We start from the raw sequence: 22,178 nt of genomic DNA on the forward strand, positions 1-22,178 counted from the left end.
AATTCAAAATGCTTTAAGTGTTATTCAATCTAAGAAACCATCATTTTTCTTTTTCCAAAAACTTTTTAGTACACGTTCTTTTAAAGAATGGAAAAAACAAGCTGATGTATTTCTATCACAATTTGGCGATTCGCAAAAAAAATTATTTGAATTGAAAAACGAACTATCAAATATTGAACAACTACTAAAAGAATTAATTACTAAAAGAAATAGATATGAAGATAATTTAAAGGATATACTAAAAGTAATTCTTAATTATCAGAAACTAAATAGAGAACTTAATGAAGATTTTGAAATTCAAGATAAGCAATTGTTTAATGAGGAATTTTATAATTTACCCTTAGAAGAAATTCATCTTCGAATGCCTTATTATTCTCCAAAAATAGCTAAACTGAGAAGTGATATTTTCATTGAGAGCCTTAATTTGCATAAGTATGTCATATTATCTAATGCAAAAAAAATAAAAAACAACCTGAATTTATTCTTTGAAATGATACTCGGGAGAGTGGAAGTAGAAACTAAATTATCTCAAAACCTGTGGGATACTTTTTTTCTTTGCATACCTGTTGTTTCTACAACTATGGCTTCTGCAAGTAGATTATTTCCAAATATTAATAAGAATCAAATTGGATGGTTATTGATTGACGAAGCAGGTCAAGCTACACCACAATCTGCTGTGGGGATCATCCAAAGATCAAAAAGATGTGTCATTGTAGGGGATCCATTACAGGTAGAACCTGTAGTTACGATACCAGCAAATTTAGTTAACAAATTACGTCAGCAAAGTAAAGTTGACATACTTTGGTCTCCTTTGCAAACTTCTGTGCAACAATTAGCAGATCGGATTTCATTGTCTGGTACATATATGCAAAATGGAACAGATTCTGAACCAATATGGACAGGGTTTCCCTTACGTACGCACAGAAGATGTGATGAACCTATGTTCTCTATAGCTAATAAAATTGCATATGACGGGCAAATGGTTAAAGCCATCAAAGAAAATTCTCAAGATTTTTTTATAGGGCCTTCTCAGTGGTTTGATGTTGAAGACACAAATCCACCGATTAATAAACATGTAGTAAGCGAAGAAATTAATGTCCTGAAAAATAAAATTACTGAACTATTAAATAGTGAGTACACTGGAAATATCTATATAATATCTCCATTCAAATCAGTAGCTAATTTCTGTGAGAATAGTTTCAAACATGTAGAATCTATATCCTGTGGAACTGTACATAAATTTCAAGGAAAAGAAGCTGATATTGTATTTCTAGTTTTAGGTAGTGATCCTAAATCATCTGGAGCAAGAAACTGGGCTTCACAAAAACCAAATATTCTTAATGTAGCTCTAACTCGTGCTAAAAAAAGACTTTATGTTATAGGTAACAAAAAACTGTGGGGGCAATGCAATTATTATAGAGATATGTTGTTATCATTAAATCAGGATTAAAAAAAAGAGAAACAGTCTGTAAAGACGTTTCTCTTTTTCCTTTTTTTAGTCTCAGAACCTTTTAATAATACCATCTCACGAAAGCTTCCATTGCAGCGTAACGTGATAAACCTAATTGATTGTATAATTCGGCTGTTTCAGCATTTCTGTCTTCGGCTCTTTGCCAGAACTCACGTGCATCAGATCCTTGAAACACAACTCCATCTTTTTGAGATTGGTGTTTAAAGATTCCATGTCTTTTTGCTAATACCTGATCAGGGCTCATTGGTACTGCCATTTCTACTTCGTCAATTCCCCATTCTTGCCATGCTCCACGATATAACCATAACCAACAATCATCCATAAACGATTTTGGTTTTAATCGTTTTACTGCTTCAAAAATAGCATCCAGACATACTTTGTGTGTTCCGTGTGGATCTGCTAAATCTCCTGCTGCATATATTTGATGTGGTTTGATTTTTTCGATTAAAGCCATTGTAAGTTGAATATCTTCTTCTCCAATTGGTTTTTTCTCGATTGTTCCTGTTTCATAAAATGGAAGCTCCATAAAATGAATTTGTTCGTCTGGCAAACCTACAAAATGACTTGTTGAGCGTGCTTCTCCTTTTCTGATTAATCCTTTTATGTAACGAACTTCTGGAATATCTATCTCACTATTCTTTTTATTGGTTAAGAATGTTACTGCTTTTTGATAGATATTTTCTGCTTCGGCGCTTTTGATTCCGAATTTCTCGTTGTAATCGGTAACGAATCTTGCAAAACGCAAGGCTTCATCATCAGCAACTGCAATATTTCCAGAGGTTTGGTATGCTACATGTACTTCATGTCCTTGCTCTTGCAAACGCATGAATGTTCCTCCCATACTTATGATATCATCATCTGGATGCGGGCTGAATATCAATACTCTTTTTCTTGCTGGTTCTGCTCTTTCTGGTCGTTTGGTATCATCTGCATTTGGTTTACCTCCCGGCCATCCTGTAATGGTATTTTGCAGTTTATTAAATATCTTAATATTGATATCGTATGCTGGTCCTGAATCGGCTAGTAAATCGCTCATTCCGTTTTCGATATAATCGGCATCGGTAAGCATTAGGATTGGTTTCTTTAAATCTAGCGCTAATCCTAAAACAGCTTTACGGGTTAATTTGTCTGTCCAAACAATTTTCTCTACTAACCATGGTCTGTTGATTCTTGTTAGTTTTGATGAGGCTTCTTTGTCCAGAACAAAAACTACATTGTTATGCTCTTGCAAAAATGACGCAGGAATTCTATTAGTAACTTCTCCTTCTACAGATTTTTTTACAACGTCTGCTTTTCCTTCTCCCCAAGCCAGTAGAATAACTTGTTTAGCTTCCATTATCTTTTTTACTCCAAGTGTAATGGCTGTTCTTGGCGTATTGTTTAATCCAAAAAAGTCTTTACTTGCTGCAACTCTGGTAATATGGTCTAATGCTACTAATCTTGTTTTTGAGTTTTGTAAGGAACCTGATTCGTTGAATCCGATATGTCCGTTTGCTCCAATTCCAAGAACTTGTAGATCGATTCCGCCCAGAGCTTCTATTTTAGCTTCGTAATCTGCGCAATAATCTGCTATTTCTTCTTTTGTCAAAAGTCCGTCTGGAATATGGTAATTTTCAGGTAAAATATCTACTTGATCCATCAACAATTCTTTCATGAATCGTACGTAGCTATTTACTGAATCTGGTTCCATTGGATAGTATTCATCCAGGTTAAAAGTGATTACGTTTTTAAAACTTAATCCTTCTTCTTTGTGTAAACGTACTAACTCAGCATATAATCCTTTTGGGGATGATCCTGTTGCTAATCCTAATACACATGATTCGTTTTTTTCTTGTTTTGACTTGATAAGTGCCGCTATTTGCTGCGCAACTGCTTTGGATGCATCGGTGGAATTCTCAAAAACTACCGTGTCAATATTTTCGAATCGTTTTTCGAAACCTGTCGCCTTATCTATGGAACTTTTTAACATTATTCGCTTCTTTTTATATTTACTTTATTTATTTATCCTGTTTTTTATTTGCGTGACCAACTTCTGTATTTATGCCCTTTGAATGCAAAAAATATAATCATTAAGTAGCATGGCACTAACATTAAATACGCTATCTGATTTCCGCTTTTAGCCGTTTTAGCAACTCCATTTGCTATATTGGCTGCATTAACACTTTCTGCCCAAGCTCCATAAATTAAAGGAAAGATTGCTCCTCCTATAATACCCATGATTAAAATTGCGCTTCCTATTTTGGTATATCCTTTTAAATCCTGTAATGCCATTGGCCATATTGCCGGCCAACAAAGTGCATTTGCAAGTCCCATTAATGCTACTAAAATAACTACTAATGGTATAGCTGGAATCCCCGAAAACTGAACTGTTATTTCAGGTGATATTATAACTATTAAAATTACTAAAATTAATCCTAAAATTCCAGATGCTTTTAATGCAGTAACTTGCGAAAGATATTTAGGTATTAATGTAATTCCTAAAACATATCCTACTACCATTGCTGACATTGTAAATGAGGTTAATTTTAAATAAAAATTACCGTCTTTACCATATACTCCCAAATGTTTTCCGAATCCTCCAATGGAATCTCCTGCTAAAACTTCGGCTGCCAGATATAACATTAAAGTTATTACTCCTAAAACTAATTGTGGATGCTTGAAAGCATTTCTTATTTGCTTAAAAATACTTAAATGTAGTACATCACCTTCTTCATCTAAATCAATTTCTGGTAATGGTGATAGCTTAACTAAAAGTGCCAAAACCAAAATAACCAATCCCATATAAAGATATGGTGTTTGCAATTGTAATGTGAGCAAATTTAAGGCTTCAGTTTTAGAAACCTCATCTAAAAGTGCAATTTTATCTGCTGTGTATTCTTGCATATTTGATAACACCAAAGCTGTCAGGGCTAATGGGGCTATAAATCCTGCAAACTTATTTGCAATTCCTAAAACGCTAATTCTTGCTGCTGCGCTTTCTCTCGGCCCAATAACAACTACATAAGGATTTGCAGCGGTTTGCAAAATTGCTAAACCTGTTCCCATGGTAAATAATGCTAATAAAAAGAATACAAAAGTTCTTGTTGCTGCTGCTGGATAAAACATAAAAGCTCCTACTGCAATTACAATTAAGCCAAGCGAAATTCCGTTTTTATATCCTACTTTCTCGATAACCCAAGAAGATGGAATTGCCATTACAAAATAGGCGATATAGAAAGCAAATGTTACAAAATAAGCTTGAGAAGCGGTTAACTCACAGGCTAATTCGAAAAAAGGAATTAGCGGCCCGTTAAGCCAGGTAACAAATCCTAAAATAAAAAATAATGCGGTTAAAATAACCATAGGAATAATGGTACTCCTCTGGTCTATACGTATTGCACTTTCAATCTTTGACATAGTTTTTTTTTGGTTGATGGTTAATAGATTAGTAGTTTTTTTTTCAATCTAAAATAGCACCAACACTTTCATAATTTTTGCAAATTAATCACGGGTTGTGCGATTTTTTTGCAATACTACAACAAAAGTAGCTCAATAAGTTCTTCTTATTCCTAAATTAGATATGAAATTTTTGTTAATTTTTTATGATTCCCAGTTTAGTTCTGGGTAGTTTTTTTTGAGATATTCTTTTACTTCTGCAATATCTTCTTTGGCAGTTAAATCTGGAACATGTTCCGAAAAAGGGATTCCTAAAGCTGTATTTGGGTTGTCTTTTATTGTATTTAAAAGCACTGTTGGCAATTCTTTTTCGTCTCTTTCTGGATTAACCGGACAATTTTTTAAATAAGGATACAGCATTGCTCCATCAAATTTAAAAGCATTCATACTTACTCTTAATTTCCCTTCGGAATCTTTGTAATTTTCTAAATCGTCTGCAGTTGGTTTTTCTAAAATATCCAATAAGTGATTATTTTTATCTAGTTTGGCTATTGCAAAACGAGAAATTCTTTCGGATGGAAAATCCAATGCGTCACGGTCGTAGCCAATAAAAGCATTTGGGCTGTTAGTTTCTCTTAGCGCAAGCAAAGCTGCTGTAGAATATAAATTATCACTATTGCAAGCTGAGTAACTTTGGGTGTTCATCTCTGGATATTGTTCTACTGCCTGAAATAATGCATCGGCTGTGCCAAATGGTTTTACTCTGCCTTGGGGAATATACTGTACAGCAAATGAAATATTTAATCCATGAAAATCATTGTTCTTATCTTGATTTCCGTAGAACTCTTTAAACAATTCTCCTTGCTCTCCTATAATAATAATGATGTTTTTATATCCTGCTTTTTTTGCATTTAGCAACAGATAATCCAACAAAGGTCTTCCGTTAGGACCAACTCCTATTAATCCTTTACTTCTTTCATTCGCCTGAGCGATTTCTTCTTCGGTTAAATTATTTAATACAACTTCTTTTTTCATTCGAGAAGATGCACCGCCTGCTAAAATAATTAAATTGTCATGCATAATTTGTTCTTTAAAATTTTAAAATTATTATATTACTCTTGCTCCCGGATCAACGGTTACAGTATATGCTTCTTTTGCTCCTGCTGCTAATATTGCAGCTACAACCGCATCTTCTTTTTTAGGATCTGCAATTACAACAATGCTTCCGCCGCCGCCTGAACCAACAATCTTGGCACCATAAGCTCCAGCTCGTAAGGCTGCATTAATCATATCATCGATTTTTGGTACCGTTATTTTTAATAAATCCCTCAAAACAGCATGGTGCATGTTCATCAATTCACCAATTCTAACCAAATCAAGTGATGGTTTATCAAATTCTTTTAAAGCTTCTTTTGTATATTGATAGTTCTTTATAGCTGCTTCAAAAAACGGAATCAATCTGTCTGGCAAATAATTACGATACTTATCTATATCTTCTAATTCGGTTTTATGCAAATCAAAATCTTTAAAATTTTGTTTTATAATATCGATAGCCAATAATGCATTGCCTTTTAATTCTCCTATTAACCCAATTGTTTCTTTTGGAACTCCCGAAACACCTGTAATTAATCCTTTTAATTGTGTGCCAATTATATTGTACGAGAACGGAACGCTTGTATTAATATGAACAATATTCCCTACTCCTATGCTAAAATGATCCATCATTCCGCCTGGTTCTCCATGTTCCAAAACTTCTGAAGCATACCCCATTTGCGCAATAAACTCTGGAGTAACTTCGCAATCAACTCCATAAGCTGTAATTAAAAAGTTAATCCATGCCATTAATAATGCCGATGAACTTGACGTTCCTGAATTAATAGGAATATCTCCTTTTACAGTAATATCATATCCTACTGTAGGGATGCAACCGTGTCTTCTTAAAACTCTCAGCGAAGAAGCGAAATAATCACGTGGTTCTAATTCTTCAAAAGTTGCATTGATATCAATGACTCTAACTTCATTAATATCCTCCATGTTTAGTTTAAAAACCGAAGTCCCATTTTCTACTGCTGTTAATTGTATATTTCTATTTATTGCACAAGCTATAACAGGTAATCCTAAATAATCCTGATGATCTCCAAAAAGGCACGTTCGTCCTGGTGCCAATGATATAATTTTCTTCACTTTTAAAATATATTAAAATACTGCAATACTGGTAATTACACTATTATTAGTTTATAAAATAGGCTTTTATTTTAGTTTTAACTTTACGAAACTAGATATTAAATTTTAATTAACCTAAGAAAAAACAAAAAATGTGCTCGAACACACTTAAATAATGTTATCGAGCACACTTATATAGATGCCTGAAAATGTTGATAAAAATCTTCTTGAAATTTATTAAGATTTTTATGTTAATTGAAATTAAGAATACCTAATTTTATATTTTTGTTTTACATTCCGTTTTTTCAGTAAATTAACCATTTATTACACAACCAAATACTTCATTATAAATAAAAAAGCCATTTACTTTATAAATATCTCCTGAAAAGAATAAATACAAAGTTTTTATATATTTGCCTCCTTATGAATAAAAAATATACGATTAAAGATATTGCTAAATTAGCAGGTGTTTCGAAAGGTACTGTTGACAGGGTTTTGCACAAGAGAGGAAAAGTTTCTCCGCTGGCTCTAGAAAAAGTAAACGAAGTTTTAAATGTAATTGATTACGAACCCAATCTTATTGCTCGAAATTTAAAGAACAATAAGATTTATCATATCTGTATTTTATTACCCGATCCTCAAATCGACCCTTATTGGCTTCCTTGCATCCAAGGAATTAAAGATGCTATTCAGGAATTTAAAGCATACAATATACGTGTTGAAACATTTTACTTTAATCCCGAAAAAACAAAATCGTTTACCAACACAAATGAAACGATTATAGAGAAATCGCCAGATGCAGTTTTGCTAGCTCCTTTATTTCATAAGGAAACATTAGATGCTATAAAAAAATACGATTCTTTAAATATCATTGTCAACACATTTAATAATCAGGTAGAATCTACTTTAATCAAAAATTTTGTAGGGCAAGATTTGTTTAGAAGTGGTCGTGTAGCAGCCAAATTATTAAATACAATTATAGATAAAGGGCAAATTGCAATTATACACATTGATGAAACTTACAAGAATGCAATTCACATGCAGGAAAAAGAAAGAGGTTTTAGAAATTATTTTAGCGAAAAAGAAAACCTTGATTATAAGATTACAACATTAAAACTAAAAAGCCCGAATGTTGAAGTCACTCTAAAAAACTTCATCAATGAAAATCCAGATTTATCTGGTGTTTTTATTACTACATCCAGAGCATATCAAATAGCCAAGACAATTAACGAGGTTAAGGATAGAAAAATTCGAATTATTGGTTATGACTTAATCGATGAGAATGTAAATAATCTAAATCTTGGCGTAATTGATTTCTTGATTCATCAAAATCAAAAAAGACAAGCATATCTTGGTATAACATATCTTGTAGAGCATTTCCTTTTTCATAAAGAAACACCTGCTGTTACGCTCTTACCTATTGATATTATTAACTCTGAAAATGCCGATTTTTATCTAGAATAATCTAGTCTCTCAAGGTTAAAATTCCAAACGATGATGCAATATGAAAATTGGGCGTTTCGGTAACAGGATTCACCCAAGTTATCCAAGTGGGTTCATAATCGGAACCACTGGTTTTAGAATATTTGGCTCTAAAAATTCCAGTTTCGATTTGATTGTTCTTTATTAAATTAAGCTTCTTTAAGGATGCAATACGTATTGCGCCTTCTACAACAAAAGAATCCTTATTTACAGATGATTTAACTAATAAATCATCTTTTGGCCAAGACCAGTCAAAATTAAGATTCTTATCAGGATACGCTATAAAATCCATTACTCTGGCTGCGGTATCAATCTCCATACAATAATACGGATTAAGCGAACTGTCTGGTCTAAAAAAAAGCTCTACCCTATCGGAATTATTGATGCTATCAATACTATCATCCTTATCTACTATATGAATTTCGGAATCATAAACCGTAAAACAAAAGAACAATTGCTCCCCATCCCACAAGGCTTTAAACTCGATTCGTGAAACTGGCTTAGAATCCCAAGGCGAACAAAAATCATCCAGGATAATTGCTGTCTTCCATAAATCAGAATCACCTTTTCCAGATACAATTAATTGGTTTGCAGCTATTGACTTTACTTCGTAATTCTTAATTCCCTGATTCATATTGTTCTTCAATTATCGTTTTGATACCATTTTTTCAATAATACAAATATAATGTGCTCGAACACATTTTACAATACTTTTCTTTGTTTAATAAAATATAATCTATAGTTTCGTTCCTATTAACCTCAAAATAACAACCTTTTTAACTATAAATACCAAATTTTTATCTTTTATGAAAGAAGAAAAAAACTCCCGTCGCTCATTCTTAACTAAGACTATTGCAGGTATTTCGGGAACAGTTATAGCAACAGGCTTACCATTATCAGCATTAGCATCAAACACAAATATCGAAGTATTAGACGCTAAACATGATTTTTTAACAAAGCCCTATTTACAAGCTCCTACCAATGATGGTATTACAATAATGTGGCTCACTAACCAACTTTGCCTGAATTGGGTAGAATACGGTGAAACCAAAAATTTAGGAACCAAAGCTCAACAATGTGCTCATGGTATGATGAATATTAATTCTAGAATCAATACTGTAACACTCACAAATCTTAAACCTAATACCATATATTATTATAAAGTTTTCTCTAAACAAATTCTAGATTTTCAACCTTATAAAATCACTTTTGGAGACATTATTAACAGCGAAACATATCATTTTAAAACACTCGACCCAAAAGCTAAAGAGGTAAGCTGGCTGGTTTTAAATGACATACATGACCGTCCAGAATCTTTTGGAGAACTCATACAACTCAACCAAAACAAACCTTACGATTTTGTTTTCCTTAACGGAGATATGTTTGACTATCAAACGGATGAAAACCAAATTATTAACCATTTACTCCATCCTTGTAGCGTATTTTCGACAGAGAAGCCTTTTATGTTTGTGAGAGGAAATCATGAAACTAGAGGTAAGTACTCTAGAAATCTATTAGATTATTATTACAACTACGATAAGAAAGAGTATTATACTTTTAAGATGGGTCCCGTTTTTACAATTGTTTTAGACACTGGCGAAGATAAAAAAGACTCTCATCCTGTGTATGGCGGAACTGTTAACTATGATTCTTATCGAGAAGAACAAGCAGTTTGGCTAGAGAAACAAATGAAGTCGAAAGCTTTTAAGAATGCTCCTTTTCGAGTAGTTATGATGCATATTCCGCATTATCATTCCGATGAAGAACACGGAACAACTGAATGTCGCAGGTTATTTGGTCCTTTATTCGAAAAATATAAAATTGATTTGTTTGTTGCAGGACACACACACGAATACGGAATGTTTGAACCAAATAAAGATCACTCCTATCATTTTGTTATTGGCGGCGGACCAGAAGCTGGAATTAGAACTTTAATACGAATTGAAGCCAATCCTAAAGTTTTAAATTTACAAATGCTTAATGATTCTCGTAAAGAAATTGGCTTGTTTACACTTAATACTAAGAGGTAATATTTTGAGAAAATAAAACCTTCAAATCATATATTTATTTGAAGGTTTTATAATATCCTTTATGGTTACTTCCCACATGAAATACATTTTTGCGCGCCGGCAGAATTTAGAGCACCACACTTACTACACATTAAATGATAAGGAGTTGCCGCCCCACCTACAGCTCTAGGCTCAGTGTGTCCTTGTGTTACTAAATCTATATAACCTTCAGCATTCAAAGTAACATCACCTCCTATTGAAACCAAATTAAGTCTTAAATTAGCAGATTGTGCAGGGCCTGAAAATAATACCCACACAGAAAACGTATTGATTCCTGGATTCAAATTTACAGTTAATGTCCTAAAAGACTTTCCCGAGGCAGCTGTAATTGTTGGACTTCCTGGCATCCTAATCTCGTATTTACTCGCCGGACTTCCTTGATAACCAAATTCTATTACTGCTACAGCTGCTTCTGAACAATATATTTCTCCTTGAGCATAAGCGGCATCTGTTAAGTTATACTGTTCTACGTTCTGAAAAAGAGAATACTGTAAACTACTCGATTTACGTGTCGAAACATGATGCTCTGCAATATTAGATTCCTGATCTGAAGATACTGTAGACTCTAAAGCATCATCGCTATTACAACTAAATGCAAAAAACAATAATAAAACCAAAGTGAACATTCTTTTTACCATAATATATCATTTTAAAAGTTAAAAAATTATAAATTAAACAAAAAGCTAAGCTATCCTTTTTTTTAATAAAACCAATCCTATTTGTAATTTTTATTTTACAAAAAAACTTCACATTAATTAAGACTATTTTGAAAACAATTTTTAAATTATTGATTTCACAAACTTTAGCTATAATTAAATTCTTGTAATCTCTCCTAAAAATTAAAAACGGACAATCATGTTAACTTAGCAATAGATTCAAAAACAAAGCATCAATAGACACTTATTTTACAAAACGAATTTACCACATATTAATACCTAATCAGGCAACCGCATTTATAATATTTCAATTACTTTTTAATCAAAATCGTTAGCCATATATCTTCTCATTACTAATTCCTTTTTTTAACAAAAATTAACCTAAAGGCAAACAATAAAAATCCTTCAAATGACTACAATCATTTGAAGAGATTTCCTATGTGCCTGTAAAATTAAAAAGACACATTAAATCCTTAGTTTATAAGGCCGTTATTAATACTATATTATCGCCTTTGTTAACACAATATCTCAGAAATATTTAATACTCAACAATAGCCTTATCTAAGAATTTGATACTTTTTTTATCAATCCTCTTTATTTATTTCAACTTCTTATGGTAATTACCATTAAAACACTAGTTTTTAAACAATCAAGAAGCTGTATGTTTTTTAATAAGAAACTAGAATTTTATTACTAAAAAAACATTTTCCATAAAAAAAATGTGCTCGAGAACACAAATATTGTGTGTTCGAGCACATTTTTTGTGTTTTTCCTTGTTTAATAAAAATTAAATATATAGTTTCGTCATATCTTAAAAAATAAAGCACAATTTATGTTAAAAAAACACAACTAAATAAACAAGAAAAAGTGTACATATTCAAGATTGTAAAATTGAATTTTCAACTAATTAATAGTAAAAAAAGAATAGCATCACAATTTCATTTAAGGCAGATTTCCTTAAATCGATTATAATAAAAATGAATACCAGTTAACACAACAACACAAAACAAATTATTAACCAAACCCATTTTTAAGAGTATGAATTTATTAATTAAACAAAAACCTAGAAGTTTTCGGTTAAACACCCCTTCTAGAAAGGAAATTAAATTAACAATTCTTTCATTGTTCGCTTTGACTTTTCAAATTTCAACCGCTGCTTCATCAAAAGAAGTAAGCACAAATAGAATTGATTTATCATTGGTACAAAAAATTGTTAAGGGTAAAGTAACCGATACTAATGGAGTGCCACTTCCAGGAGTAAATGTTCTTATTAAAGGAACAGCTATCGGTGTACAAACAGATTATAATGGTGAATTTGCCATAGAAGTAGCAGATAATCAAACGGTTTTGGTTATTTCTTATATGGGAATGCAGGAACAAGAAGTAACGATTGGAAAAGGGCCTATCGTTGTTGTCTTAAAAGAAGCTGGAGAAGTAATGGACGAAGTAGTTATTGTAGGTTACAGCAAGATTAAAAAAGAGAGTCTTACTGGAGCTTTACAAACTATAGACAACAAAAAACTTATTGATGTTACCACTCCATCAGTAGAAAACTTATTATCAGGTAAAGCAACTGGAGTTTATGTAAGTTCTGGAAATGGACAGCCAGGAGATACTGGTAAAATCGTCATTCGCGGAAAAACGACTGTTAACGGAAGCACTGACCCTTTATGGGTTATCGATGGTGTTATCGTAGGTAGTAATTCTGGAAATATGAATCCTGCCGATATCGAAACATTAACCGTTCTTAAAGATGCTGCATCTACTGCTGTGTACGGTTCTCAGGGTGCAAATGGTGTAATCATTGTTACTACAAAAAGCGGAAAAAGCGGTAAGGCAACCATTAATGCCTCTATTAAAACTGCTGCTACAACAGTAAATAAAGGAAACTTTAGCATCATGGATGGGGAACAATTGTATGATTTATATGATTCTTTCTCTAACAAACAAGATTTTAGTAATGCATCATGGTGGACGCCAGAATTAAGAAATAAAAATTACGATTGGTGGAAAAATGCAACACAAACAGGGATTGCAAGAGATTTTAACCTATCGATAAACGGTGGTAGTGATGTGTTTAAAAGCTATGTTTCTCTTGGGTTATATGACGAAACTGGTGCTATAAGAGGATATGATTATACCCGCTATAACTTACTTCTTAAATTTAGCTATAAAGTAAATAATTGGTTAACTATACGCCCTCAAGCAAATATTACACGTATAGAAACTGAAAACAAACAACATTCTGTAGGCGCTATGTATGGCAATATGCCTTGGGATAGTCCTTATCTTCCTGATGGAACTTTGGTAGGAAACCAACCCAACCCTACTTGGGTAAATACAACGGGTTCTAACTATTTGTATGATTTACAATGGAATTATGGAGAATCTGAAAGATATAGCGTTCGAACCAACTTAGACTTTGATGCTAAAATTACTAGCTGGCTATCATTTACTTCTACAAACAACTACATCTTTTCAAATTATAATGCAATGACCTACACTGACCCAAGGTCATCTGAAGGGATATCAGTAAAAGGAAGAATTAAAAATGAAAATACTAGCAACAATCGTTTTTATACCAACCAATTATTCAAATTCAATAAATCATTTGGAGCGCATGCTATAAACGCAATTGCAGGTTACGAATGGAATGAATATAGTGGTAAAAGCAATGAAGCCATTGCAACAGGAATACCTCCAGGATTTATTGTTCCTGATGCTGCTACTGTTCCAGAAAAAGTTAAAGGTGGTAGATCAGAATGGGCAGTTCAATCCTTGCTAACAAACATCAATTATACGTATGACGACAGATATTTAGCACAATTTTCAATCCGTCGTGATGGAGCTTCCAATTTTGGAGAAAATGCGAGATATGGTAATTTCTTTTCCATTAGTGGAGGTTGGAACATTCATAAAGAAAAGTTCTTTAAAGCTGAATATATCAATAATTTAAAACTTAGAGCTAGTTACGGTTCAGTAGGAAATAGACCTACAGAATTATACCCTCACTTGCCATTATACTCTGTATCTTCTGGTTATAATGAAAATCCTGGTGCTATTATTTCACAAATAGGAAACCCTGATTTAAGCTGGGAAAAAACCTTCACAACTGGCATTGGTTTAGATGTTAGTTTCTTAAACAGAATTAATATTACGTTAGATTATTATGACAAAGATACTTCTGGTTTATTATATGAAGTTCCTTTACCTGGAGTAATCGGGGTAACAAGTATCTGGAGAAATGTTGGAGCAGTAAACAACAGAGGATTTGAGGCTTCAATCAACGTAGATATTATTAAAAATGAAAACTGGAGATGGAATATAGATGCTAATATTGGCTTAAACAAAAACAAAGTAACCAGCCTTTACGGAACAAAACAAGAGATTATTGTTCCTGATGGAACTGGTATTGCAGGCGCGGCAAACAAACTACTAAAACCAGGAATGGATGTAGATACTTGGTATCTTACAGAATGGGCTGGCGTAAATCCTGATAATGGAAAACCAGAATGGTTTACAACCAATGCAGCTGGTGAACGTGTTAAAACATCTAATTATGGTGACGCATCAAAAAATCAAATTGCTATCGATGCCTATACGCCATCTTATTACGGAGGATTTTCGACTAGTTTAAATTATAAAAATTTCGATTTAGGAGCAACATTCAGTTATTCAGTAGGTGGTAAAATTTATAACTATGCCCGCGCAGAATTTGATTCGGATGGAGCATATACCGATCGTAACCAAATGAACCTTCAGAGTGGATGGAGCCGTTGGGAAAAACCAGGTGATATTGCTACACATCCACAGGCAGTATACAACAACTCAAGTGGTTCTAATAAAGCATCATCTCGTTTCTTAGAAGACGGATCATACTTAAAAATGAGAAGCCTTTCATTAGGATATAATTTATCTATTGAACGTTTGAATATTTCTAATTTAAGAATATTTGTGTCGGGCGAAAACTTATTTACAATTACCAATTTCTCAGGGGTTGATCCAGAGATACCACCATCAGAACGAAATGGTAAAAGAACAATAACAGGAGTTGCAACCTCTGTATACCCTCAGACACGCAAGTTTGTATTAGGTTTAAATCTTACTCTTTAAAAAGCAAAATCATGAAAAAATTATTCATATTATTTATCACTCTTAGCTTTCTATCTTCATGTGAGCTAGAACGAGAACCATATGGCTCTTATACCAAAGATAAAATTCTACAAGACAAAGAAGCTGCTGTAGATGTACTCCTTAATGGCTGTTATGCACAACTTAAAAGTTGGTCCGATCAAATGCATCGTATTGGTGAATACTCTGGAGACAACATCATGATTAGAGGAACTACTACAGATTCATTCTATACTTTTATTACTTATCAACATACTCCTGTCAATGATAGATTAGCTACTTTTTGGAACAATAGCTATAAAGTGATTTCACAATCAAGTGATTTGATGAAAATGATAACTGAAGGAGAAAGCCCTAAAATGGACCAACAATTAGGAGAAGCTTATTACCTAAGGGGAATGCTTTATTTCTATTTAGTTAAAACTTTCGGTAGACCTTATGCACAATCTCCAGAAACTAATTTGGGCGTGCCAATTGTTAACGGATTACCTGAGGATATTGCTAACATCAATCTTCCGGATAGAGCTACTGTAAAAGCAACTTACGAGCAAGCGATTAGCGATCTTAAAAAAGGAGAAGCCTTAATGAATGAAAATAGAACAGCTGCTTACGCAACTAAAGAAGCTGCTCAGGCAATGCTTTCCAGAGTATATTTATATATGAGCGGAACTTATGAAACACCAAATCAACAATATGCTGATTTATCTATTGAATATGCTAATAAAGTAATTACTAGCGGACGTTATAATATGCTTAGCAGAGCTGATTTTATGAAATATAACACTTTTGCACCAGATGCAAGCGGACAAACAGAAACTATTTTTGCTGTTAAACGTGTGGCTTCAGAGTTCTCTGGGGATGATCATTATGGTGGTATTGGTGGTATGTATGCTAACATTCAAGGACAAGGTTGGGGTGAAATGTATGCAAGTGCAAAATACTTAGATTTACTACGTAAATCTGGTTTAAAGAAAGATGCAAGATGGGCTTTTATCGATCCTCAATATGCATTGGATGCTGCGAACAATAAAACAGAAGCTTTCCGTTTTATAACAGATGCTTTTAATGCTGCAGGAGTACAAACGGGTTATAACTATGTACAACAACCTCTTAAAACCAAACCTGATGGTTCCTATTATATTACTATAGCAAGTACAGACTACAACCTTACTGTAGTTAATGCTGCCGAAAATAGTTATTCCATAAATTATGCAGGGAAAACTTATGTAGGAGAAAAAGATTATATGATGTTATTAAATCGTGTATATCCTATGTACTACATTACAAAATGTTCTTTACAAGACAATAGCTCTCACTTACACTCGCCTATTATTTCGAGATTAGCTGAAATGTATTTGAATATGGCTGAAGCTTATGCTAAAAAAGCAGATTATCAAAATGCTCTTAAGAATTTAAATATCGTTAGAGAAAGATCAATTGTAGGTGGTGGATATACTTCTTTAACTAGTACAAATGCTGTACAACTTATTGATGAAGAACGCCAACTGGAACTAGCTTTTGAAGCACAACGTGGATATGACGTTTATAGAAACGGACAAACAATGACACGTCATTACCCTGGTCCTCATACACCAATGGTAGATTATCCGGCAACAAGTCCAAGAGTAGTACAATATATTCCGCAATCGGAAATAAATGCTTATCCTGGAACTTTAACTCAAAATCCTTAATAGAGATTTTGAAAAACTAATTTTGAGTTTAATGGTTAGTTAGTAAATAAGGCTCTCTTTAGAATTTCCCTCTTATATAAATAAGGGGGATTCTAGAGAAGTTAAATGCAAAAAACAATAATAGCTAAAATCAGGCTAAATGAAATATTACAAAATTATTTTCTCTTTCCTTACATTGTTACTTATAAGTACAAATGTATTAGCACAAGATTCTAAAAACGAAATCCATTTGCCTCTTGGCGGAAATGCTTTTAGTTCTTACAATCTTGAAAGTAATAATACTATAACCGATAACGGAATAGAAAACTGGACAGATCCTAAAGAATATTTCACAGTTTATTTTAGAGTTTCAACTCCAGGATTAGTTAGAATCTCAACAGATGAATTTGTAAATGTTCAAGGAAAATCTACATTAGAATTTGGTATTAACAAAGAATTGAAAAAAATCGAATTTGAAGAAAGTAACAAAAGACCAATTATAATAAACGAATGGAAAATTATTGATACAGGATATGTTGCTTTAAAAATAAAAGGGATTAGTAAAACACAAAACAATTTCCCTTCTATTTCTAAATTAATCATTAGTGGGTCAGCACTCCAAGGTAAAACTGCTTTTGTACCTAATAATGATGATAACTTTTTTCACTGGGGACGAAGAGGTCCTTCGGTACATTTAAATTACGAAGTACCCGAAAAAGTAAATGTTCAATGGTATTATAACGAAATTACCGTTCCTGTAAACGAAGATAAAATAGGTTCTTATTATATGGCAAACGGTTTTGGCGAAGGGTATTTTGGAATTCAGGTAAATTCTGAAACAGAGCGCCGCGTATTGTTTTCTGTTTGGAGCCCTTTTGTTACAGATGATCCGAAAAGTATTCCTGAATCGCATAAAATAAAAATGCTAAAAAAAGGAGAAAATGTACAAACTGGTGAATTCGGAAATGAAGGTTCTGGTGGACAAAGTTATTTAAGATACAACTGGAAAGCTGGCAAAACATATAAATTCTTGCTTAACGGAGTTCCTCAAAATGATAACTCAACCACATACACTGCATATTTTTATGCACCTGAAGCAAACAAATGGATGTTAATAGCAAGTTTTAACCGTCCGCAAACCAATACTTATTTAAAAAGATTTCATTCTTTCTTAGAGAATTTCGTACCACAACAAGGAAATAAATCTCGCAAAGTTTTGTTTAACAATCAATGGTATTGCGATGATAAGGGAGTTTGGACAGAAATAGATTCGGCTATTTTTACAGTAGATAATACTGGAAGAAAAGGATATAGAATGGATTATTCTGGTGGAGTAGAAAAAGGATACTTCTTTTTAAAAGACGGAGGTTTCTTTAACAAATACACTAAAGCCAAAACTAAATTTACAAAACCATTAAAGCATAATAAGCCAAGTATAAATTTTAGTACTTTGCCATAAAAAAACAGTAAGACAATCCCAAAATAGATTGCCCACAATTTTAAATTAAAATTAATTCAACATGAAAACTAGTATCTTTAAATTTATTCTGATATCCTGCTTCTTTTTAGGATATGCTACTTCTTCAGCTCAAATGATTAAGACACCTACTCCTGCGCGTGCCAAAGGACAAAAGGATGTTTTACGTTTGGCACTTGCTCCAATCCCAACAGTTCGTGTAGCCTTTATTGGTTTAGGAATGCGTGGTCCTGGTGCAGTAGAACGTATGACACATATTCCAGGTGTAGAGATTGTAGCACTTTGTGATATGCTTGAAAAAAATACCAAATCAGCAAATGAAATCCTTACTAAACAAGGTCTTCCTAAAGCAAAAGAATTTTATGGTGATGAGAACATTTGGAGACAAGTAACTGCGCTTCCAAACGTAGATTTAGTTTATATCGCTACCGACTGGAAACACCACGCTATCATAGGAGTTCAAGCTATGAAAGATGGTAAAAACGTAGCTATCGAAGTTCCTGGTGCAATGACTATGAAAGAAATTTGGGATCTTATCGATACTTCCGAAAAAACTCGTAAACACTGTATGCAATTAGAAAACTGTGTGTATGATTTCTTCGAGCTTACTACATTAAACATGGCTCAACAAGGTTTATTTGGAGAAATTCTTCATGCAGAAGGTTCATATATTCACGGTCTTCAACCATTTTGGGGAGAGTACTGGAATAACTGGCGTATGGATTACAATATAAAACACCGTGGTGATATTTATGCTACACATGGTATGGGGCCAGCTTGTCAAGCATTAAATATCCACCGTGGTGACAAAATGAACTATTTAGTTTCTATGGACACAAAAGCAGTTGGAAACCCTGCTTACATCAAAGAAAAATCTGGAATCGATATTAAAGATTTTAGAAACGGAGATCATACTATGACAATGATTCGTACTGAAAATGGAAAAACTATCCAAATCCAGCATGATGTAACATCTCCACGTCCGTATAGCCGTATGTACCAATTAAGCGGAACTAAAGGATTTGCTAATAAATATCCTGTAGAAGGTTATGCATTAGATTCTAAATCTATTAGCTCAGATATTAAACCAGATCACGAAAACTTAAGTGCACACAAATTCATGCCAGAAGATGTGAAAAAAGCATTAATGGAAAAATACAAACACCCAATTGTAGTTGGAATCGAAGAAAAAGCAAAACAAGTTGGTGGACACGGTGGAATGGATTTCATCATGGATTACCGTTTGATTCACTGCTTACAAAATGGATTACCTCTTGATATGGATGTATATGATCTTGCAGAATGGTCTTGTTTAGGTCCATTAACAGAAATTTCTCTTGACAACAATTCTTCTCCAGTAGAAATCCCAGATTTCACACGTGGAGGTTGGAATAAATTAAAAGGTTTAGAATTTTCTAAATAAAATAAAATTTTGAAGTTAGTTAAATTGCATCAAGAGGGCACCATCATAAAGTGCCCTCTTTTTGTTATAATCATTTGCTTAGGCAAAATGTCAAACTAATTTCATTCAACTTTGCTCTAGATAATCTTAATCAATATCAAGCTTAGTCAGGAACGCGGATAATACGGATCCGCCAAAGACGAAAACGCAGATAAAAACGGATTTTTTTCTTATCCTTATTTAAAAAAATCTGTTTTTATCCGTGTCTTTACGGAGTAAATCTGTGTCATCCGCGTTCCTGACTATGCGCATTAAAACTCAGTATGGCTCTTCGCCTCAAGGTGACATAATTAATAACCAAACTCTATAAACCAAAAAACACAATAAATTATAATCTTTAATTCAATTAAAAATGAAAAAAGTTTATTTAGCCCTCCTATTTTCTTTCTTTACTTTGCCTTCGCTAGTAGCGCAACCAAAAGAAACTTTTGCCATAAGCGATGGAAACTTTTTGCTAAATGGCAAACCAGTACAAATACATTCGGGCGAGATGCATTACTCCCGTATTCCTCAACCGTATTGGCGTCATCGCTTAAAAATGATGAAATCAATGGGATTAAATGCCGTTGCTACCTATGTATTCTGGAACTATCATGAAATAGCTCCCGGAGTTTGGGATTTTAAAACTGGAAATAAAAACTTAGCCGAATATATAAAAATAGCTCAAGAAGAGGGTTTGTTCGTAATCCTACGCCCAGGTCCTTATGTTTGTGCCGAATGGGAATTTGGTGGTTATCCGTGGTTCTTACAGAATGTTCCTAATATGGTAATTCGTGGTTACAACACAGCATATTTGGCTGCGACCAAAGCCTATTTTACCGAATTATATAATCAGGTTAAAGATTTACAAATTACCAAAGGCGGTCCAATAATCATGGTACAAGGTGAGAACGAATTTGGTTCTTATGTTGCTCAACGCAAAGATGTTCCTCTCGAAGAACATAAAAAATATAGCGCAGCCGTATTTCAGCAATTAAAAGATATTGGTTTTGAAGTTCCTTTCTTTACCTCTGATGGAAGTTGGTTGTTTGAAGGAGGTGCTTTACCAGGTGCATTACCCACTGCAAATGGCGAAAGTGATATCGCTAAACTAAAAGCAGTCGTGAATCAATTTAATAATAATCAAGGTCCTTATATGGTAGCTGAGTTTTACCCTGGTTGGTTAGATCATTGGGCAGAACCATTCCCTACTCAAAAACCAGAACAAACTGTTCGTCAAACAAAAAAATATTTGGACAATCAGGTTTCATTTAATTATTATATGGTACACGGAGGAACAAACTTCGGTTTTACTTCGGGCGCTAATTATGATAAAGAACACGATATTCAACCCGATATGACATCGTATGATTATGATGCTCCGATTAGTGAAGCAGGTTGGGCAACTCCAAAATATAATGCTTTAAGAGAATTATTAAAAACAAATGAAACTCCAGCTATTCCTGACCAAATACCAGTAATCACAATTTCGAATATAAAGCTGACAAAAGCAGTAGATTTAGCCGATTTAAAATCTAAAATCTCTCCTGTAATCGAAGATAACCCACAAACATTTGAACAATTAAATCAAGGCGATGGTTATGTTTGGTATAGCAAAAAATTTACTCGACCTATTAGTGGGAAATTAGAATTGAATGGATTACGCGATTATGCAATAGTATATGTAAATGGAAAAAAAGTAGCGGAGTTAAATCGTTATTACAAAAAATACGATTGCGAAATAGAAATTCCATTTAATGCCACATTAGATATTGTTGTCGAAAACATGGGACGCATTAATTACGGTTCACAAATCAATGCCAATAATAAAGGAATCATAAGTCCTGTTATTATCAATGGAGAAACTATTACAGGTGATTGGGAAATGTATAAATTACCAATGACAACCGAACCAGATTTAACCGCTTATAAAAATTCTGCAAAAGTAAATCGACCAACTTTATACCAAGGTACTTTTAGCCTTAGCAAAACTGGAGATGCATTTCTGGATATGCGTGATTGGGGCAAAGGAATTGTATTTGTAAACGGAATAAACATTGGTCGTTATTGGAGTGTTGGCCCACAACAAACACTTTATTTACCGGGATGTTGGCTTAAAAAAGGAAAAAACAACATCGTTATTTTTGAGCAAAAAAATGAAACCATTCAAAAGGAAGTAAAAACCATCCTTACTCCTATTCTTGAAGATTTAAGACCTGAAAAAGGATTATAGAATCATTTAG

The 22,178-nt window shown here is 33.3% G+C and carries 14 protein-coding genes; 8 read left to right on the forward strand and 6 right to left on the reverse strand.

Translation table 11 applies throughout. From position 1 onward, the window contains the following. Window positions 1-1,450: DEAD/DEAH box helicase (locus tag B8T70_RS15530; RefSeq protein ID WP_165763223.1), on the forward strand; the 1,450-nt coding region annotated here is incomplete at its 5' end. A 61-nt stretch (window positions 1,451-1,511) separates the two neighbouring features. Here B8T70_RS15530 and nagB read toward each other — a convergent pair. The 4 genes from nagB to B8T70_RS15550 all read right to left on the reverse strand — a co-directional run bounded on the left by nagB (window position 1,512) and on the right by B8T70_RS15550 (window position 7,030). Beyond that, entirely contained in the window at window positions 1,512-3,440 is a 1,929-nt protein-coding gene (gene nagB, locus B8T70_RS15535; protein WP_086895417.1) for a glucosamine-6-phosphate deaminase, read from the reverse strand. A 44-nt stretch (window positions 3,441-3,484) separates the two neighbouring features. Then, a complete protein-coding gene (gene gluP / locus B8T70_RS15540) occupies window positions 3,485-4,867 on the reverse strand; it encodes a glucose/galactose MFS transporter (protein WP_165763224.1) in 1,383 nt (460 codons plus the stop codon). A 183-nt stretch (window positions 4,868-5,050) separates the two neighbouring features. Further along, window positions 5,051-5,926, reverse strand: a complete 876-nt coding sequence (locus B8T70_RS15545; RefSeq protein ID WP_086895418.1) for a sugar phosphate nucleotidyltransferase — start codon at window positions 5,924-5,926, stop codon at window positions 5,051-5,053. A gap of 27 nt (window positions 5,927-5,953) precedes the next feature. Next, the gene (locus B8T70_RS15550) at window positions 5,954-7,030 is read right to left on the reverse strand and encodes a mevalonate kinase (RefSeq protein WP_086895419.1); all 1,077 of its coding nucleotides are present in this window, start codon (window positions 7,028-7,030) and stop codon (window positions 5,954-5,956) included. Between the two features lie 402 nt (window positions 7,031-7,432). On the opposite strand from B8T70_RS15550, the gene B8T70_RS15555 reads away from it, so the two are divergent. Next, window positions 7,433-8,473 carry a LacI family DNA-binding transcriptional regulator gene (locus tag B8T70_RS15555; RefSeq protein ID WP_086895420.1) on the forward strand — a complete coding sequence of 347 codons (1,041 nt, stop codon included), beginning with the start codon at window positions 7,433-7,435 and terminating at the stop codon, window positions 8,471-8,473. Window position 8,474: 1 nt separating this feature from the next. On the opposite strand, the gene B8T70_RS15560 is transcribed toward B8T70_RS15555, so the two are convergent. After that, complete coding sequence (locus B8T70_RS15560) at window positions 8,475-9,125, reverse strand: sugar-binding protein (protein WP_086895421.1); 651 nt, start codon at window positions 9,123-9,125, stop codon at window positions 8,475-8,477. 172 nt (window positions 9,126-9,297) lie between these two features. Here B8T70_RS15560 and B8T70_RS15565 point away from each other — a divergent pair, with 172 nt between their 5' ends. Next, the gene (locus tag B8T70_RS15565; protein WP_086895422.1) at window positions 9,298-10,521 is read left to right on the forward strand and encodes an FN3 domain-containing metallophosphoesterase family protein; all 1,224 of its coding nucleotides are present in this window, start codon (window positions 9,298-9,300) and stop codon (window positions 10,519-10,521) included. A gap of 65 nt (window positions 10,522-10,586) precedes the next feature. On the opposite strand, the gene B8T70_RS15570 is transcribed toward B8T70_RS15565, so the two are convergent. Then, window positions 10,587-11,198, reverse strand: coding sequence for a hypothetical protein (locus B8T70_RS15570; RefSeq protein ID WP_086895423.1), 612 nt, complete (start codon window positions 11,196-11,198; stop codon window positions 10,587-10,589). Between the two features lie 1,056 nt (window positions 11,199-12,254). Here B8T70_RS15570 and B8T70_RS15575 point away from each other — a divergent pair. The 5 genes from B8T70_RS15575 (at window position 12,255) to B8T70_RS15595 (ending at window position 22,168) form a co-directional block, all read left to right on the forward strand. Beyond that, the gene (locus B8T70_RS15575) at window positions 12,255-15,329 is read left to right on the forward strand and encodes a TonB-dependent receptor (protein WP_086895424.1); all 3,075 of its coding nucleotides are present in this window, start codon (window positions 12,255-12,257) and stop codon (window positions 15,327-15,329) included. A gap of 11 nt (window positions 15,330-15,340) precedes the next feature. Continuing rightward, window positions 15,341-17,038 carry a RagB/SusD family nutrient uptake outer membrane protein gene (locus B8T70_RS15580; protein WP_086895425.1) on the forward strand — a complete coding sequence of 566 codons (1,698 nt, stop codon included), beginning with the start codon at window positions 15,341-15,343 and terminating at the stop codon, window positions 17,036-17,038. A gap of 139 nt (window positions 17,039-17,177) precedes the next feature. After that, the gene (locus B8T70_RS15585) at window positions 17,178-18,476 is read left to right on the forward strand and encodes a DUF3472 domain-containing protein (protein WP_086895426.1); all 1,299 of its coding nucleotides are present in this window, start codon (window positions 17,178-17,180) and stop codon (window positions 18,474-18,476) included. 61 nt (window positions 18,477-18,537) lie between these two features. Next, complete coding sequence (locus tag B8T70_RS15590) at window positions 18,538-19,917, forward strand: Gfo/Idh/MocA family protein (RefSeq protein ID WP_086895427.1); 1,380 nt, start codon at window positions 18,538-18,540, stop codon at window positions 19,915-19,917. 391 nt (window positions 19,918-20,308) lie between these two features. After that, on the forward strand, window positions 20,309-22,168 hold the full coding sequence (locus B8T70_RS15595; protein ID WP_086895428.1) for a beta-galactosidase family protein: 1,860 nt from the start codon (window positions 20,309-20,311) through the stop codon (window positions 22,166-22,168). Window positions 22,169-22,178: the final 10 nt, after the last annotated feature.

This window comes from Flavobacterium sp. AJR (assembly GCF_002156885.1).
Taxonomy (GTDB): domain Bacteria; phylum Bacteroidota; class Bacteroidia; order Flavobacteriales; family Flavobacteriaceae; genus Flavobacterium.

Bases quoted from the DNA above. Each gene is read 5' to 3' on its own strand.
- B8T70_RS15575 (WP_086895424.1), top strand. From the start codon at position 12,255: ATGAATTTATTAATTAAACAAAAACCTAGAAGTTTTCGGTTAAACACC.
- B8T70_RS15555 (WP_086895420.1), top strand. From the start codon at position 7,433: ATGAATAAAAAATATACGATTAAAGATATTGCTAAATTAGCAGGTGTT.
- B8T70_RS15580 (WP_086895425.1), top strand. From the start codon at position 15,341: ATGAAAAAATTATTCATATTATTTATCACTCTTAGCTTTCTATCTTCA.
- B8T70_RS15585 (WP_086895426.1), top strand. From the start codon at position 17,178: ATGAAATATTACAAAATTATTTTCTCTTTCCTTACATTGTTACTTATA.
- nagB (WP_086895417.1), bottom strand. From the start codon at position 3,440: ATGTTAAAAAGTTCCATAGATAAGGCGACAGGTTTCGAAAAACGATTC.
- B8T70_RS15590 (WP_086895427.1), top strand. From the start codon at position 18,538: ATGAAAACTAGTATCTTTAAATTTATTCTGATATCCTGCTTCTTTTTA.
- B8T70_RS15595 (WP_086895428.1), top strand. From the start codon at position 20,309: ATGAAAAAAGTTTATTTAGCCCTCCTATTTTCTTTCTTTACTTTGCCT.
- gluP (WP_165763224.1), bottom strand. From the start codon at position 4,867: ATGTCAAAGATTGAAAGTGCAATACGTATAGACCAGAGGAGTACCATT.
- B8T70_RS15565 (WP_086895422.1), top strand. From the start codon at position 9,298: ATGAAAGAAGAAAAAAACTCCCGTCGCTCATTCTTAACTAAGACTATT.
- B8T70_RS15570 (WP_086895423.1), bottom strand. From the start codon at position 11,198: ATGGTAAAAAGAATGTTCACTTTGGTTTTATTATTGTTTTTTGCATTT.
- B8T70_RS15545 (WP_086895418.1), bottom strand. From the start codon at position 5,926: ATGCATGACAATTTAATTATTTTAGCAGGCGGTGCATCTTCTCGAATG.
- B8T70_RS15560 (WP_086895421.1), bottom strand. From the start codon at position 9,125: ATGAATCAGGGAATTAAGAATTACGAAGTAAAGTCAATAGCTGCAAAC.